General features: G+C 73.4%; 14 protein-coding genes. 3 read left to right on the top strand and 11 right to left on the bottom strand.

Going from position 1 to position 15,126, the window contains the following annotated elements; genetic code table 11:
- Positions 1–64: 64 nt before the first annotated feature.
- From AC067A_RS19905 to AC067A_RS19895, 3 genes are all read right to left on the bottom strand, one after another.
- On the bottom strand, positions 65–691 hold the full coding sequence (locus AC067A_RS19905; protein ID WP_479243791.1) for an RNA polymerase sigma factor: 627 nt from the start codon (positions 689–691) through the stop codon (positions 65–67).
- Positions 692–753: 62 nt separating this feature from the next.
- The gene (locus AC067A_RS19900) at positions 754–1,212 is read right to left on the bottom strand and encodes a hypothetical protein (RefSeq protein WP_479243790.1); all 459 of its coding nucleotides are present in this window, start codon (positions 1,210–1,212) and stop codon (positions 754–756) included.
- Between the two features lie 138 nt (positions 1,213–1,350).
- Positions 1,351–2,133: an SDR family NAD(P)-dependent oxidoreductase gene (locus tag AC067A_RS19895; protein WP_479243789.1), complete on the bottom strand. Its 783-nt coding sequence runs from the start codon at positions 2,131–2,133 to the stop codon at positions 1,351–1,353.
- 137 nt (positions 2,134–2,270) lie between these two features.
- Here AC067A_RS19895 and AC067A_RS19890 point away from each other — a divergent pair, with 137 nt between their 5' ends.
- Positions 2,271–2,888 (top strand): LysE family translocator, encoded by a 618-nt coding sequence (locus tag AC067A_RS19890; protein ID WP_479243788.1) that lies wholly within the window; start codon positions 2,271–2,273, stop codon positions 2,886–2,888.
- 25 nt (positions 2,889–2,913) lie between these two features.
- Here the strand turns inward: AC067A_RS19890 and AC067A_RS19885 are convergent, their stop codons facing one another.
- The 5 genes from AC067A_RS19885 to AC067A_RS19865 all read right to left on the bottom strand — a co-directional run bounded on the left by AC067A_RS19885 (position 2,914) and on the right by AC067A_RS19865 (position 7,336).
- The gene (locus AC067A_RS19885) at positions 2,914–3,471 is read right to left on the bottom strand and encodes a YbaK/EbsC family protein (protein ID WP_479243787.1); all 558 of its coding nucleotides are present in this window, start codon (positions 3,469–3,471) and stop codon (positions 2,914–2,916) included.
- Between the two features lie 63 nt (positions 3,472–3,534).
- Positions 3,535–4,752, bottom strand: a complete 1,218-nt coding sequence (locus AC067A_RS19880; RefSeq protein WP_479243786.1) for a serine hydrolase domain-containing protein — start codon at positions 4,750–4,752, stop codon at positions 3,535–3,537.
- A gap of 37 nt (positions 4,753–4,789) precedes the next feature.
- The gene (locus AC067A_RS19875; protein ID WP_479243785.1) at positions 4,790–5,551 is read right to left on the bottom strand and encodes an energy-coupling factor ABC transporter ATP-binding protein; all 762 of its coding nucleotides are present in this window, start codon (positions 5,549–5,551) and stop codon (positions 4,790–4,792) included.
- Positions 5,539–6,300 carry a cobalt ECF transporter T component CbiQ gene (cbiQ, locus tag AC067A_RS19870; protein ID WP_479243784.1) on the bottom strand — a complete coding sequence of 254 codons (762 nt, stop codon included), beginning with the start codon at positions 6,298–6,300 and terminating at the stop codon, positions 5,539–5,541. Before cbiQ ends, AC067A_RS19875 begins: the two co-directional genes overlap by 13 nt.
- A 1-nt stretch (position 6,301) precedes the next feature.
- A complete protein-coding gene (locus AC067A_RS19865) occupies positions 6,302–7,336 on the bottom strand; it encodes an energy-coupling factor ABC transporter permease (protein WP_479243783.1) in 1,035 nt (344 codons plus the stop codon).
- A gap of 179 nt (positions 7,337–7,515) precedes the next feature.
- On the opposite strand from AC067A_RS19865, the gene AC067A_RS19860 reads away from it, so the two are divergent.
- Positions 7,516–7,875 (top strand): SsgA family sporulation/cell division regulator, encoded by a 360-nt coding sequence (locus AC067A_RS19860; protein ID WP_479243782.1) that lies wholly within the window; start codon positions 7,516–7,518, stop codon positions 7,873–7,875.
- A gap of 84 nt (positions 7,876–7,959) precedes the next feature.
- Here AC067A_RS19860 and AC067A_RS19855 read toward each other — a convergent pair whose 3' ends face one another.
- Complete coding sequence (locus AC067A_RS19855; protein ID WP_479243781.1) at positions 7,960–10,119, bottom strand: MMPL family transporter; 2,160 nt, start codon at positions 10,117–10,119, stop codon at positions 7,960–7,962.
- A gap of 257 nt (positions 10,120–10,376) precedes the next feature.
- Positions 10,377–10,949: a TetR/AcrR family transcriptional regulator gene (locus AC067A_RS19850; protein ID WP_479243780.1), complete on the bottom strand. Its 573-nt coding sequence runs from the start codon at positions 10,947–10,949 to the stop codon at positions 10,377–10,379.
- Between the two features lie 280 nt (positions 10,950–11,229).
- On the opposite strand from AC067A_RS19850, the gene AC067A_RS19845 reads away from it, so the two are divergent.
- Positions 11,230–14,553: a S41 family peptidase gene (locus AC067A_RS19845; RefSeq protein WP_479243779.1), complete on the top strand. Its 3,324-nt coding sequence runs from the start codon at positions 11,230–11,232 to the stop codon at positions 14,551–14,553.
- On the opposite strand, the gene AC067A_RS19840 is transcribed toward AC067A_RS19845, so the two are convergent.
- Entirely contained in the window at positions 14,550–15,047 is a 498-nt protein-coding gene (locus tag AC067A_RS19840) for a GNAT family N-acetyltransferase (RefSeq protein WP_479243778.1), read from the bottom strand. The two genes, AC067A_RS19845 and AC067A_RS19840, sit on opposite strands and share 4 nt — an antisense overlap.
- Positions 15,048–15,126: the final 79 nt, after the last annotated feature.

Genomic DNA, 15,126 nt, shown 5'->3' with positions numbered 1-15,126 from the left:
GTGACGAGGGACGCGCGGGCGACGAGGGCGGCACGCAGGCGGGCCTCGGTGGTGGGGTGGCCGGTCATCGTGACGTCGCCTCCAGCAGTTTCTCCAGCGCGTCGAGGGCACGGCTCGCGGTGGACTTGACGGTGCCCCGGGAGAGACCGAGCGTGTGGGCGATCTGGGCCTCGGTCAGTTCGGACCAGTAGCGCAGGACGAGGACCTCGCGCTGCCGTTGGGTGAGCCGGGCCAGCGCGTCGAGGACGTGGCGGTGCTCCTCGGCGAGCAGGAGGGCCTCGTCGACGGGCGGTCCGGCGCCCTGGTGCGGCGGGGTGTACGCGCGGGCGGTCCGACGGCGTCGCAGGACGGAACGGGCCGCGTTGACGACGGCGGTGTGCAGGTACGCCCCGGGGTCCTTGAGGCCCGCGAGCGACGTCCCGTACGTACGGCAGACGGCGGCGAACGCGTCCTGGACGACGTCCTCCGCGGTGTGCAGGTCGTCCACCAGGAACAGCGCGAGCCGCACCATGTCCACCCGCCGCGCCCGGTACAACTCGGTCAGCGTGGGCGGCCGTTCGTCGTCGTCCACCGCGGGCAGCGCGCGCAGGTGCCGGCCGGGCCGGATCACCGGCACGTCCTCGGCTCCCGACAGACGGACGAGCAGGCGGGACCACCACGACGGGGGCGCTGCGGGTATCGCGTACTGCATGGGCCTCGTTCCAGGGGATCGGGGGCGGGCGGGCGGTTCGCCCGCCCGCCCCACGCGTGCTGCTACTTCGAGGTTCCGGCACCCGGGTGGATCACCGTGGGGGCGGCCTCGGAGGACGGCTCGGCCGGGGCCGGAGCCGGGGCCGGCTCGGCCGACATCCGGGTCGGCTCCGGGGTCGGCCGGGCCGACGGCGGGGCCGGGGCGGGAGTCGGTTCGGCCGAAGGACGGGCCGGAGCCGGGGCCGGCTCGGCCGACATCCGGGTCGGCTCCGGGGTCGGCCGGACCGACGGCGGGGCCGGGGCCGGGGTCGGCTCGGCCGAAGGACGGGCCGGGGCCGGCTGGGCCGGGCTCGTCGCGGGCGTGGGGGCCGTCACGACCTCCGGCGCGGCCGGGGCCGGCTTCGGGGCGGAGTCGGCGACGGCCTGGGCGGTGAAGGCGCCGCCGAGGAGAAGGGCGGCCGCGGCGACGGCGCCGAGGACCCGGGGACGGGTGCGGAGGTTCATCCGGGCGCGGACGGACATGGGACTCTCCCGAGGTGGTGAGGGAACACGGTCTGGGTCGTGCGGTGAAGGGCGCCTTCAACCCACCAGACGTGCGGCACCTCCCGAGGTTGCGCCCCGGTACGGAATTCTTTCGGCGGCCCGGCCGCCGGGGCCGCCTCAGTCGCCCAGTACCTCCGCGAAGTGGGTGTTCACCGCGAGGAGTCCGCCGTCCACGCGCAGGACGGTGCCGGTGATCCAGGAGGCGTCGCGGGAGGCGAGGAAGGCGACGGCGGCGGCCACGTCCTCCGGGGCGCCGACCCGGCCGAGGGGGTAGACGCGGTCGGCGAGGGCGGCGAGTTCGGCCTCCCTTCCGGCCCAGCCGGTGGTCGCGATCGTGCCCGGGTTGATCTGGTTGACGCGGACGCCGCGCGGGGCGGCGTCACCGGCCAGGGTGCGGGTGAAGGAGGCGAGGCCGGCCTTGGCGGCGCTGTAGGCGTGGTTGCCGAAGTCCGCCTCGGCGTTGACGGAGCCGATGGTGACGACGGCGCCGCGCCCGCCGGCCGCCGCGAGGTGCGGGAGGGCCGCGCGGGAGCAGCGGACGGCGCCCAGGAGCGTGACGTCGAGCTGGCCGGCCCAGCCGTCGTCGGGGTCGTCCTCGAAGCGGGCGGAGTCGGGGACGACGGGGGCGAAGGCGTTGTTGACGAGGACGTCGAGGCCGCCGAAGGCCTCCACCGCGTACGCGACCGCCGCCTCCACCGACGCCCGGTCGCCGACGTCGCAGCGCAGGGCCACCGCGCCGGGGACGTCCGCGGCCGTCCTGCGGGCCTCCTCCTCGTCGAGGTCCGTGACCAGGACCCGGGCGCCCTCCGCGGCGAGCCGCCGCGCGGTCGCCGCGCCGATGCCGCGCGCCGCGCCGGTGACCAGTGCCGCGTACCCCTCGAACCGCCGTGTGAGCTCCATGGTCCGATCTCAGCACCGGACGCGCCGTCCGCACCAGAGGGCGCGACTCTGTCACCTCGCCCTCGCGCGGCGGGCCGGTGATCGACTAGCGTCACGGGTCCGCTCCGCTCGGGTGCGGACGGACGGGGGGCGGGAACATGGGGCAGCTGATCGCCGTGGCGGTCATCACGGTTCTGGCGGTCATCAGCCCGGGCGCGGACTTCGCCATGACGGTCCGCAACAGCTATCTGTACGGGCGGACGGCGGGCGTGCTCGCGGCCGTCGGGATCGCCCTGGGCGTGCTCGTCCACGTCACGTACACGATGCTCGGCGTGGGCCTGCTGGTGAGCCGGTCGCCGATGCTGTTCACCGCGATGAAGCTGATCGGCGCGGCGTACCTGGTGTACGTCGGGTACAGGACCTTCGTCGCCAAGTCCGAGGTGGACGTCGACCTTTCGGACGGCGCCGACCTGTCGAGGGCGGGGGCGCTGCGCACCGGCTTCCTGACGAACGCGCTCAATCCCAAGACGATGCTCTTCGTCCTGAGCACGTACACCCAGGTCGTCAGCGCCGACACCCCCGTCTTCCAGCAGGTCGGCTACGGCCTCTTCATGTCGTTCGCGCACCTGGTGTGGTTCGGTCTCGCCGCGGTCTTCTTCTCCCACCAGGGCCTGCGGGCGCGGCTGTTGCGGAAGCAGGCCGTCCTCAACAAGGTGATCGGCACGGTGCTCGTCGGGCTCGGCATGGTGCTGGCGCTCACGCCGGCCGTCGCCTGAGCCCGGTGGGAGCGAGCGGCCCTGCTCAGTCGGTGGAGACGCGCTCGACGCGGGGCTCCGCGATCGCGCGGTAGTCCTCGGCGGAGAGGGCGAGGGAGCGGTCGAGCCGGGCGGCGTTGAAGTAGAACTCCTCGTGGACCAGCAGGCCGGGGTCGACGAAGAGGTCGAGGCGCGCGTCGAAGGAGAAGGGCAGGATCGTGCCGCTCGGGGAGCCCGCGAGCTCCTCGGCGATCTCCGGGGAGGCGAAGGACACGTACGTGCCTCCGTACAGCGCCTTCACGGCCGCGAGGTCGATGCGCTTGTCGCCGGGGACGACGACGAGCGCGAAGCGCTTCTCCTTCTTGCCGATCTTGACCATGGCGATGATGCACTTGGCCGCCTCGGCCGGCGCGTGCCCGCGCAGTGCGCTGACCGCCTCGGTGGCGCCCTCGGGGGCGTGCTCGATCACCCGGTAGGAGGCGCCGTGCTCGTCGAGCAGGGCGAGCAGCTTCTCGTACGTGGCGTGTGCGGCGGGCGCGCCGGGATTCCCGGGCGTGTCCGTGTCGGGCGCGTCGTGCGTGGTGTTCACCGGCTCGGCGGTCATGTGCCTTGCTCCCCTTGCGACGTGTGCGGTGCTCCGGCGCCCGACCCTACTCGTCGCCGCGGGTCACGCCGCCGCGACCCGGACCGCCCGGACCAGGGCCTGGGCGCGCGGGTCGGCCGTGACCGTCTTGCGCATGCCGTTGGTGACGTACCCGAAGGCGATCCCGGAGTCGGGGTCGGCGAAGCCGAGGGAGCCGCCGCGGCCGGGGTGGCCGAAGGAGGACGGGCCGAGCAGCGGGGAGGCCGGGCCGTGCAGCATGTGGCCGAGGCCGAAGCGCGTGCCGACGAGCAGCACCTCGTCCAGGCCCGCGGACTCCTCGGTGCGGGCGAGGGTGAGCGTGGCGGGCGCCAGGAGGCGATCGGCGCCGTCGACGGGGCCGAGGGTGGCGGCGTAGAAGCGGGAGAGCGCGCGGGCGGTGGCGACGCCCGCCGATCCGGGGAGTTCGGCGGCCCGGTAGACGGGGTCGTTCTCGTCGGGCGCGGGCTCGATGACGCCGAAGGCGCGCCGGGTGAGGGAGCCGGGGTCCTGGTACGCCTCGGTGACGGACCGCTTGGGCCGGAGCCTGAGGGCGCCGCTGTCGGCCGGTTCGATCTCCTCGACGGGGCCGAGCCGGCCGACACGGTGGGCCTCCGCGTCCGGGAGGCCGATCCACAGGTCGAGGCCGAGGGGGCCGGTGATCTCCTCGGCCACCCAGTGGCCGATGGTGCGGCCGGTGACCCGGTGGACGAGGCCGGAGAGCAGCCAGCTGAAGGTGTGGGCGTGGTAGCCGTGGGCGGTGCCGGGCTCCCAGACCGGTGCCTGGGCGGCGATGGCGGCGGTGGCCGTCGGGAGGTCGATCGCCTCGGCGAGGGTGAGCGGCCGGTCGACGACCGGGACGCCGGCCCGGTGCGCGAGCAGCTGCCGTACGGTCACGCGGTCCTTGCCGGCCGCCTTGAACTCGGGCCAGTACGCGGCGACGGGGGCGTCCAGGTCGAGCAGGCCGCGCTGGTGCAGGAGCAGGGGCACGACGGCGGCGACGCCCTTGGTGGCCGAGCGGACGACCTGGGCGGTGTCCTCGGACCACATCTCCCGGCCGGCCTCCTCCTCGCCGTCGGCGTCCTTGGTCCCGGCCCACAGGTCGACGACCTTGACGCCGTCGCGGTGGACGGCGACGGCCGCGCCGCGCTCGCCGCGCTGTGCGAAGTTGCGCAGGAAGGCGTCCCTGACGGGCTCCCAGCCCGCCGCCACCGTGCCCTGGACGTCCACCCGACTCACTCTTCCTCTCCTACGACCGGCTCCCATGGTGCAACGTGGGCGTCGGACGGCGGATTCCGGGGTGTCAGGCGACGGAGCCGGGCACGAAGCCGAACGGCAGCTCCAGGCGGTGCCGGGCCATCAGCTCCTCGTCGCCGAGGATGTCCCCGGTCGGGCCGTCGGCCGCGATGACGCCCTCGCTGAGGATGACCGCGCGCGGGCACAGCTCCAGGGCGTACGGCAGGTCGTGCGTGACCATGAGGACGGTGACGTCGAGGGAGCGGAGGATGTCGGCGAGCTCGCGGCGGGAGGCCGGGTCCAGGTTGGAGGACGGCTCGTCGAGGACGAGGATCTCCGGCTCCATGGCGAGGACGGTCGCGACGGCGACCCGGCGGCGCTGCCCGAAGGACAGGTGATGGGGCGGCCGGTCGGCGTACGCGCCCATGCCGACCCGGTCGAGGGCCTTGCGGACGACGGCTTCGAGTGCGGCGCCCCGGACGCCGGCCGCGGCCGGGCCGAAGGCCACGTCCTCGCGGACGGTCGGCATGAAGAGCTGGTCGTCGGGGTCCTGGAAGACGATGCCGACCTTGCGCCGGATCTCGGCGAGGTGCTTCTTCCCGACCGGCAGGCCGGCGACGGTGACGCCGCCCGCGCCGCCGGTGAGGATGCCGTTGAGGTGGAGGACGAGGGTGGTCTTGCCGGCGCCGTTGGGGCCGAGGAGGGCGACCCGCTCGCCGCGCCCGACGGTCAGGTCGACGCCGAAGAGGGCCTGGTGGCCGTCGGGGTACGCGTAGGCGAGGCCGCGGACTTCGAGAGAGGGGGCGGGGGCCGGGGTCATAGCGTCCATCCCAGGAGGCAGATCAGGAGTGCGGTGAGCGGGAGCGCGGCGGCTCGGGCCCACTGGGCGCGGGTGGCGGTGACCTCGTCGATGACCGGCATGGTGCCCGCGTAGCCGCGGCTGACCATGGCGAGGTGGACGCGTTCGCCGCGCTCGTACGAGCGGATGAAGAGGGCGCCCGCGGACTTGGCGAGGACGCCCCAGTGGCGGACGCCCTTGGCCTCGAAGCCGCGGGAGCGGCGGGCGACGGACATGCGGCGCATCTCGTCGGTGATGACGTCGCCGTACCGGATCATGAACGAGGCGATCTGGACGAGCAGCGGCGGGAGCCTGAGCCGCTGGAGGCCGAGGAGCAGGGCGCGCAGTTCGGTGGTGGAGGCGAGGAGCACGGAGGCGGCGACGCCCAGGGTGCCCTTGGCGAGGACGTTCCAGGCGCCCCAGAGGCCGGGGACGCTGAGCGACACCCCGAGGACGGTCGTCTGTTCGCCGGGCACGACGAACGGCATGAGCAGCGCGAACGCGACGAACGGGATCTCGATGAGCAGCCGCTTCAGCAGGAAGCCGACCGGGACGCGGGCCCCGGCCGCCACGACCGCGAGGAGCACGGCGTAGAGGCCGAAGGCCCAGCCGGCCTCGCGGGGGGTGGACACGACGACCACGACGAAGCCGAGGACGGCGGCGAGCTTGGTGTGCGGGGGCAGCTCGTGGACCGGCGAGTGTGCGTGCCGGTAGAGCTTGTGCGCGTGCCCCGCTCCCATGTCAGGCCGCGGCTTCGGCGTGCGTACGGCGGCGGCGGACGACCCAGAAGGCGCCGGTGCCGACCGCGAGGGTCGCGCCCACGCCGATCACGCCGGCGAGTCCGCCGGAGAGGCGGGGGGCCTCGACGCCCTTGACGCCGTAGTCGGCGAGCGGGGAGTCGGCGGCCGCGTGGTCCTCGACCTTGCTGTCGATGCCCTTGTCGGCGGCGACCTTCTCCAGGCCGTCGGGGCTGGCGGAGGCGTAGAAGGAGACGAAGCCGGCGAGGACGAGGGCGGTGACCAGGCCGCCGATCCACAGCTTCTTCGGGGAGCCGGCCGGGGCGGTCGCCGGGGCGGTGGCGGGTGCGGCGTCGACCAGTTCGCCGCCGACGCGGAGCTTGAGCGGGGCGGTGAGGCCGCGGGCCCCGTACACGAGGTCGGGGCGGACGGCGACGACCGCGCCGACGGTCAGCATGGTGATGACGGCCTCGCCGACGCCGATGAGGACGTGGACGCCGACCATCGCGGTGAGGACCTTGGAGACCGGTACGTCGGTGGTGCCGCCGACGGCGTAGAGGAGCGTGAAGGCGGCGGCCGCGGCCGGTACGGAGACGAGCGCGGCGGCGAAGGACGCCACGGTCACCGAGCGGCGGGTGCGGGGCAGAAGGAGGACGAGGCCGCGGAAGAGCGCGTAGGCGACGACGACGGTGACGACGCCCATGACGGTGATGTTCACGCCGAGGGCGGTGAGGCCCCCGTCGGCGAAGAGGATGCCCTGCATCAGCAGGACGACGGCTATGCACAGGACGCCGGTCCAGGGTCCGACGAGGATCGCGGCGAGCGCGCCGCCGAGCAGGTGTCCGCTGGTCCCGGCCGCGACCGGGAAGTTCAGCATCTGCACGGCGAAGATGAAGGCCGCGACGAGCCCGGCGAGCGGCGCGGTGCGCTCGTCCAGCTCTCGGCGGGCCCCGCGCAGGCTGACGGCGACGGCGCCGGCGGCGACGACACCGGCGGCGGCCGATACGGGGGCGTTGATGAATCCGTCGGGTACATGCACGTCCCGAATGATAGAGCGCTCCTGCGAAGAGGTTGCAAGAGCGCATCAGTCACAGAACCACGGCGTACGGACGCACGTGACCCCGCGCACACCCGACGCCGTTCACGCATGCCCCGCGCGGCCCTCGGGAAGGAGTGGGACAGTTAGTCGATAAGAGGACAAAACGTGAGGAGCCTCCGATGGCCGCCGCGCACGACCGTGAAGTCGACGACCACGCCAAGGGACGGATCATCAGCGACGCCCCGCTCTCCCGCCCCGTCCCGGTGTCCCTCCGTTACGACCCGGCCTTCACCCCCGCGACGGTCCGCTTCTGCTTCCCCGGCCCCGTCGAGTGGTCCTTCCCCCGCGCCCTCCTGGAGACCGGCCTGCGCGCCCCGACCCGCCGCGGCGACATCGGGGTCTGGCCCTGCGGCCGCGTCCAGACCGTCGTCGAACTCCACACCGCCGACGGCGTCACCGTCGTCCAGTTCGACACCACTGCCCTGCTGCGCTTCCTCCGGCACACGTACGCCGCCGGCGCGTCGATGACGACGCACTGACGGCGTACGGGTCGAACCGGGGGCCCGGGGGTGGGGCGCCGGTCAGGCCGGGCCCCGGCAGGACACCCCCCGCGACCCCGCGGATCAGGCCTTCACGAGGTCCGGCTTCGGGCCCGCGTCCTCGCCCTTCGGCGCGGCGAGGCCCTCGCCCTCCACGTCCACGTTCGGCAGGATCCGGTCCAGCCACTTCGGCAGCCACCAGGCCTTGTGGCCGAGGAGCGCCAGGACGGCCGGGACGATCGCCATGCGGACCACGAAGGCGTCGAAGAGGACCGCGACGGCGAGGCCGAAGCCGATCATCTTGATCATCTGGTCGGTCATGCCGATGAAGCCGGAGAAGACCGCGATCATGATCACCGCGGCGGCGACGACCACCCGGGCGCTGTGCCGGAAGCCGGTCACGATCGCCTCGCCGGGCCGCTCGCCGTGCACGTACGCCTCCCGCATGCGGGTGACGAGGAAGACCTCGTAGTCCATCGCGAGACCGAAGACCACGCCGACCATGAAGATCGGCATCATCGACATGATCGGGCCGGTCTGCTCGACCCCGAAGAGGCTGCCGAGCCAGCCCCACTGGAAGACCGCGACGACCGCGCCGAGGGCCGCGACCACCGAGAGCAGGAAGCCGAGGGCCGCCTTCAGCGGGACGAGGACCGAGCGGAAGACCAGCGTCAGCAGGACGAAGGCCAGACCGACGACGAGGGCCAGGTACGGCACCAGGGCGTCGTTCATCTTCTGCGAGAAGTCGATGTTCATCGCGGTGGCGCCGGTGACGAGGACGTCGTCGCCGGTGGCCTCCCGGATGTCGTGGACCAGGCCCTCGGTCTCGGTGGAGGACGGCCGGTCCTTCGGGACCACGGTGATCATCGCGGCGTCGCCGGCCTTGTTCGGGGTCGGCGGGGTGACCGCCGCCCAGCCCTCCAGGCCCTTGATGGTGGACACCGTCTTGTCGGCGACGGCCTTGTCGCCGTCCACGACCACGAGCAGCGGGCCGTTGAAGCCGGGGCCGAAGCCGTCGGACAGCGTGTCGTACGCCCGGCGCTCGGTGGTGGACGTCGGCTTGGCGCCGTCGTCCGGAAGACCCATCTCCAGGGAGGAGGCGGGCAGCGCGATCGCGCCGAGGCCGAGGACGCCGAGGAGCAGCACCATCACGGGACGGCGGATGACGAAGCGGGCCCAGCGGGTGCCCCCGTTCGGCTTGCCGTCGTCCTTCTGCAGGCCCTTGCGCTGCTTGCGGCCGACGATCCTGTCGCCGGCGAAGCCGAGCAGCGCCGGGATCAGGGTGAGCGCGATCAGTACGGCGATGACGACCGTGCCGGCGGCGGCGAAGCCCATCTTCGTCAGCATCGGGATGTCGACGACGGCCAGGCCGACCAGGGCGATGACGACGGTGAGTCCGGCGAAGACGACGGCGGAGCCGGCCGTGCCGACCGCGCGGCCCGCGGCCTCCTCCTTCTCCCGGCCGTCGGCGAGCTCCGCGCGGTAGCGGGAGACGATGAAGAGGGCGTAGTCGATGCCGACCGCCAGGCCGATCATCATCGCCAGGGTGGAGGTGCTGTTGCCGAGGTCGAGGACGTTCGCGAGCGCCGAGATCGAGGAGACGCCGATGCCGACGCCGATGATCGCGGTGAGCAGCGGAAGTCCCGCGGCGACCAGCGAGCCGAAGGTGATGACCAGGACGATGCCGGCGATGACCACGCCGACGATCTCGCCGGCGCCGGTCTCCGGCATGGTCTGCAGGGCGTCGCCGCCGACCTCGACGGTCAGGCCCTTGCCCTGCGCGCTCTCGCCGGCCTGCTTCAGCGCCTCGCGCGTCTCGTCGGTCAGCTCCATGGCGTTGACCTTGTAGGCGACGGAGACGTAGGCGGTGGTGCCGTTCTGCGAGACGGCGTGCGCGGTGTACGGGTCGGCGACCGAGACGATCTGGTCCGAGCCTGACTTCAGCGCGGCGACGGTCTCCTCGACGACGGCCTTGTGGGCCGGGTCGGTGACCTTCTGGCCGTCCGGCGCCTTGAAGACGACGCGCGCGGTGGCGCCGTCGGCGCCGCCGCCCGGGAAGCGCTCTTCGAGCAGGTCGAAGGCGCGCTGGGCCTCGGTGCCGGGGATCGAGAAGGAGCTGGAGGTGGCGACGGGCGCGGTGGCGGCGCCGATCCCGGCGATCGCCAGGAGGGCCACCCAGAGGAGGGCGACGAGCCGACGGCGCCGGAAGGCGGAACGGCCCAGCTTGTACAGGAACATGGCCACGGGGGCGTACTCCCAGTGTGGGTGGGACAGGACATGGGGAGCCGGCCCGACGTCGTGAGCGGTGCGATGTCAGGTGGTAAGGGTGGTGCCGATGGTGCTCGCCGTACGGGTGGTGCTGGTCGTACGGGCGGTGCGGGTCGCGCGGGTGGTGCTCGCCGTACAGGTGGTGCTGGTCGTACGGGCGGTGCGGGTCGCGCGGGCGGTGCGGGTCGCGCGGGTGGTGCGGGTCGCGCGGTCCGCCTGGGGAAGGCGGAGGGTCAGACGCCGAGTGAGGGGAGCACGACGGCGTCGACGTACGCGCTGAGGAACGCGTGGTCGACCGGCAGGTCGTCGATCAGCGGCCGGGCGATGAACGCACCGATCAGCATGTGCGGGATGAGCTTCAGCGCCGGGTTGCCGGCGTCGACCTCTCCCCTGCGGACCGCTCGGTTCAGCACTTCGTCGAAGCCGTTCATCTCGGGTTCGATGAGCAACTCGCGCAGTGCCCGGTGCAGTTCGGGGTTGGTGTGGACGGCATGGGCCAGGCCCCGCATCAGCGCGGAGTCCTTCTCCATCTGGCAGTCGTCGGTCCGCGCCACCATCTCCTGGAAGTCGCCGCGCAGCGAGCCGGTGTCGATCTCGGAGAGGTCGGCCGGCTTGTTGGCGCGGAGCGCCCTGGCGACCAGCTCGGGCTTGCTCCCCCACTGGCGGTAGAGGGTGGCCTTGCTGGAGTGGGTGCGGGCGGCGACGGCGTCCATGGTGAGGGCGTCGTAGCCGACCTCGCGGAGGAGGTCGAGCACGGCCGCGTACAGCTCGGACTCCCGCTCGGGAGTGAGTCTGCTGCGTGCCATGAACGGCCTCCGATCCGAACGAAACGGTTTCGTACAGTACGAAGATACCCACGCCGTCAGCGAAACGAAACCGTTTCGTACGTGTCCTGGACCACATCCGAGCCACTCCCGACCCGCCCCCGAGCGGCCCGCGAGCAGGCCCGAGCCCCACCGGACCGCCCCGATCCCACGCTCGGCCACCCCCGAACCACCCCCGCCCCCACGCGAACGTCCCCCGGGTGAAGACGCCCGCATACACGTACGAGTTGCCTGACCCCCTCTCCGCGGAAAGCATGGGGAGGTGAGTGACGACGTCGCGTATCTCCGTTTTCCGCACCTCCACGACGACCTGCTGTGCTTCGCCGCCGAGGACGACCTCTGGATCGCCCCGCTCGCGGCCGAGGGGCACAGCCCCGGCCGGGCCTGGCGACTCACCGTCGACCGCACGCGGGTCGGCCATCCGCGCTTCTCGCCGGACGGCCGCCACATCGCGTACACGAACTGGCGCAGCCTCGACCCCGAGATCCATCTCGTGCCGGTCGACGGCGGTCCCGCCCGGCGGCTCAGCTACTGGGGCTCGACGGACACCCGGGTCTGCGGCTGGACGCCGCCCGACAAGGACGGCCGGTCCGACATCCTGGCCGTCTCCTCGCACGGGCAGCCGTTCTCGTACTACTCCTGGGCCTACACCGTCCCCACCGACGGCTCCCCCGGCCTCCGCATGCCCTGGGGCCCGGTCTCCGACATCGCCGTCACCGACGACTCCGTCGTCTGCGGCCACACCGACGCCGGCGGCAACGGCGCGGAGCGCCGCACCCTCCTGCTCACCGGGAAACCGCCGCACGAGCCGGCCGCCTGGAAGCGGTACCTGGGCGGCGCCACCGGACGCCTCTGGCTGCACGGCGAGCGACTCCTCGCCGACATCGAGGGGCACCTCGACTGCCCCATGGCGGTCGACGGGCGGATCGCCTTCCTCTCCGACCACGAGGGCATCGGCAACCTCTACTCCTGCCTGCCCGACGGCACCGACCTGCGCCGCCACACCGACCACGACGAGTTCTACGCCCGGCACGCCTCCAGCGACGGCCGCCGCGTCGTCTACCAGTGCGCCGGCGAGCTGTGGATCGTCGACGCCCTCACCGCCGACTCGCGGCCCCGGAAGCTGGAGGTCAGGCTCGGCGGCCAGCGCGTCGGCCGGCGCCCCTACCAGGTGCCGGCCGCCCACCACATCGACGCGCTCTCCGTCGACGAGACCGGCCGGGCCAGCGCCGTCTCCGTACGCGGCAGCCTGTACTGGCTGACGCACCGCGACGGCCCCGCCCGCACGATCATCGACGAGCCGGGCGTGCGCGTCCGGCTCCCCGAGATGCTCGGCAGCGGCGGCCAGGTCGCGTACGTCACCGACGCCGAGGGAGAGGACGCCGTCGAGGTCGCCTACCTGCCCCGCGCCAGCGGCGACCGGCCGCCGCGCCGGCTCGCCTCGGGCGGTCTCGGCCGGGTCGAGGAACTGATCGCCGACCCGGACGGCGAGCGGCTCGCCATCGCCTCCCACGACGGCCGGCTCCTGCTGCTCGACGCCACCGAGGAGTCCAACGGCGAGGTCACCGAACTGATCAGGTCCGTCAACGGGCCCGTCCGCGACCTCGCCTTCTCCCCCGACGGCGACTGGCTCACCTGGTCCCACCCCGGCATCGGCCGCTCCCTGCGCTCCATCAAGATGGCCCGCATCTCCGGCCCCGGCGCCCGTACCGTCGTCGACGTCACCAACGGGCGCTTCGAGGACGAGAACCCCGTCTTCACCCGCGACGGCCGCTACCTCGCCTTCCTGTCCTGGCGCGGCTTCGACCCGGTGTACGACGTGCACACCGGCGACCTGTCGTTCCCGCTCGGCTGCCGCCCCTACCTCGTCCCGCTCTCCTCCGCCACGCCCTCGCCGTTCGCGCTGCTCCCCGACGGGCGGCCGGCGGCCGGCGGCCTCGACCCGGCCGACGACGAGACGGACACCGGGGACGGCACGGTCACCGTCGAGACCGAGGGGCTGCCCGACCGCGTCACCCCGTTCCCGGTCGCCGCCTCCAAGTACTCCGCCCTGCACCCGGTCAGCGGCGGCGGCCTGGTCTGGCTGCGCTGGCCCATCTCCGGCGCGCTCGGCGAGACCTTCGCCAACCCGGCCGACACCTCGGGCCGCCCCACCCTGGAGCACTTCACCATCACCAAGGCCCGCAGGACGGAACTCGCCAAGGACCTCGACTGGTTCGCGGTCAGCGGCGACGGCACCCGGCTCGTCGTCGCCGACGAGGGCGAGCTGCGGGCGGTCCCGGCCACCGAGTCCGGGGACGGCGACTCCACCGTCTACCTGGACCTGCGGCGCATCCTCCACGAGGTCGTCCCCGGCGCCGAGTGGCGGCAGGCCTTCGACGAGGCGGGCCGGATCGTCCGCGCCTACTTCTGGGAGCCCGGGATGGGCGGCGTCGACTGGGAGGCCGTCCTCGACCAGTACCGGCCGCTCGTCGAACGGGTCTCCTCCCCCGACGAGTTCGCCGACCTGCTGCGGGAGGTCATGGGCGAGCTCGGCACCTCGCACGCGTACGTCACGCCCGCCCGCCGCAACGAGGGACCGCCGCACTACCAGCGGCCGATGGGCCTCCTCGGCGCCAACCTCGTGCCCCGCGAGGCCGGCTGGACGGTGAAGCGGATCCTGCCCGGCGAGTCCTCCGACTCCAAGGCCCGCTCCCCGCTGGCCGGCACCGGCATCCGCGAGGGCGCGGTCCTCACCCACGTCGACGGCCGGGCCGTCGACCCGGTCGCCGGCCCCTACCCGCTGCTCTCCGGCACCGGCGGCACCACCGTCGAGCTCACCTTCACGCCCGCCGAGGGCGAGGGCCGGGCCCGCCGCGTCGCCGTCGTCCCCCTCGTCGACGAACGCCCGCTCCGCTACCAGGACTGGGTCGCCAAACGCCGTGCCGTGGTCAGGGAGGTCAGCGGCGGCCGCTGCGGCTACCTGCACATCCCCGACATGGGCGGCTCCGGCTGGGCCCAGTTCAACCGCGACCTGCGCATGGAGGTCTCCCGGCCCGCGCTCATCGTCGACGTCCGCGGCAACGCCGGCGGCAACATCAGCGAACTCGTCGTCGAGAAGCTCACCCGCAAGATCCTCGGCTGGGACCTCACCCGCAACGCCCAGCCCGTCGCGTACGCCTCCAACGCCCCCCGCGGCCCCGTCGTCGCCCTCGCCGACGAGGCCACCTCGTCCGACGGCGACATGATCACCGCCGCGTTCAAGCTGCTCGGCCTCGGACCCGTCGTCGGGCAGCGCACCTGGGGCGGGGTGGTCGGCATGACCGGCCGTCACCGGCTCGGCGACGGCACCCAGATCACCGTCCCGATGAACGCGGCCTGGTTCCCCGAGTACGGCTGGTCCCTGGAGAACCACGGCGTCGAACCCGACCTCGCCGTCCTCCGCACCCCCCTCGACTGGGCCGAGGGCCGGCACGCCCAGCTCGACGACGCCGTCCACATCGCCCTCGACCTGCTCGCCGAGACCCCCGCCGCCAGCCCTCCCGGCTACGAGGGCCTCCCCGACCGCTCCCGCCCGAAACTGCCGCCGAGGCCGGACAGCGCCTAGCCGGCCGACAGGTCCAGTTCGTAGGCGGTGCCGGGCTCACCGTCATCGAGCGTCACGCCGCCCACGGCCCCGAAGCCGGCCCGGGCGAGCACGGCGCTCGACGCGGTGTTGCCCAGGGCCACGACGGCGGTCAGCCGGCTGAGCCCGTACACGTCGACGGCCAGCCGGCACACCTCCCGCACCCCCCGGGTGGCGAACCCCTGCCCGGTCGCCTTCTCGGCGAGCCGGAAACCGAGTTCCGCGCTGCCCGCGCCGGTGTCCACGTCGACCAGGTTGACCCGCCCGACGATGTCCCCGCCCTCGGCGACCAGCACGTGGAAGTGGATCTCCCCCGCCTCCTGCGCCTCGATCAACTCCCGGTGCCTGTCGTCGAACTCCTCGAAGTACGCGTCCCCCCGGTCGGGCACTCGGTCGGCGAACCACGCCCGGTTCTCCCGCTCGAAGGCGAGCAGCGCGGGCGCGTGGTCGGATCGGAGTCGCTCAAGTACGGCCATGACGATCACGGTACGAACATCCGGTCGCGTTCGCGTACAACTTTTCGTTTCCTCATGAGTCGTAATCGGTGTGGCGCAC

The organism is Streptomyces sp. NPDC043176, assembly GCF_056436715.1.
The sequence above is the reverse complement of the archived record's forward strand: the minus strand, read 5'-3'. Positions and strand labels throughout refer to the sequence as shown.

Bases quoted from the DNA above. Each gene is read 5' to 3' on its own strand.
- AC067A_RS19905 (WP_479243791.1), bottom strand. From the start codon at position 691: ATGCAGTACGCGATACCCGCAGCGCCCCCGTCGTGGTGGTCCCGCCTG.
- AC067A_RS19900 (WP_479243790.1), bottom strand. From the start codon at position 1,212: ATGTCCGTCCGCGCCCGGATGAACCTCCGCACCCGTCCCCGGGTCCTC.
- AC067A_RS19895 (WP_479243789.1), bottom strand. From the start codon at position 2,133: ATGGAGCTCACACGGCGGTTCGAGGGGTACGCGGCACTGGTCACCGGC.
- AC067A_RS19890 (WP_479243788.1), top strand. From the start codon at position 2,271: ATGGGGCAGCTGATCGCCGTGGCGGTCATCACGGTTCTGGCGGTCATC.
- AC067A_RS19885 (WP_479243787.1), bottom strand. From the start codon at position 3,471: ATGACCGCCGAGCCGGTGAACACCACGCACGACGCGCCCGACACGGAC.
- AC067A_RS19880 (WP_479243786.1), bottom strand. From the start codon at position 4,752: ATGGGAGCCGGTCGTAGGAGAGGAAGAGTGAGTCGGGTGGACGTCCAG.
- AC067A_RS19875 (WP_479243785.1), bottom strand. From the start codon at position 5,551: ATGGACGCTATGACCCCGGCCCCCGCCCCCTCTCTCGAAGTCCGCGGC.
- cbiQ (WP_479243784.1), bottom strand. From the start codon at position 6,300: ATGGGAGCGGGGCACGCGCACAAGCTCTACCGGCACGCACACTCGCCG.
- AC067A_RS19860 (WP_479243782.1), top strand. From the start codon at position 7,516: ATGGCCGCCGCGCACGACCGTGAAGTCGACGACCACGCCAAGGGACGG.
- AC067A_RS19850 (WP_479243780.1), bottom strand. From the start codon at position 10,949: ATGGCACGCAGCAGACTCACTCCCGAGCGGGAGTCCGAGCTGTACGCG.
- AC067A_RS19840 (WP_479243778.1), bottom strand. From the start codon at position 15,047: ATGGCCGTACTTGAGCGACTCCGATCCGACCACGCGCCCGCGCTGCTC.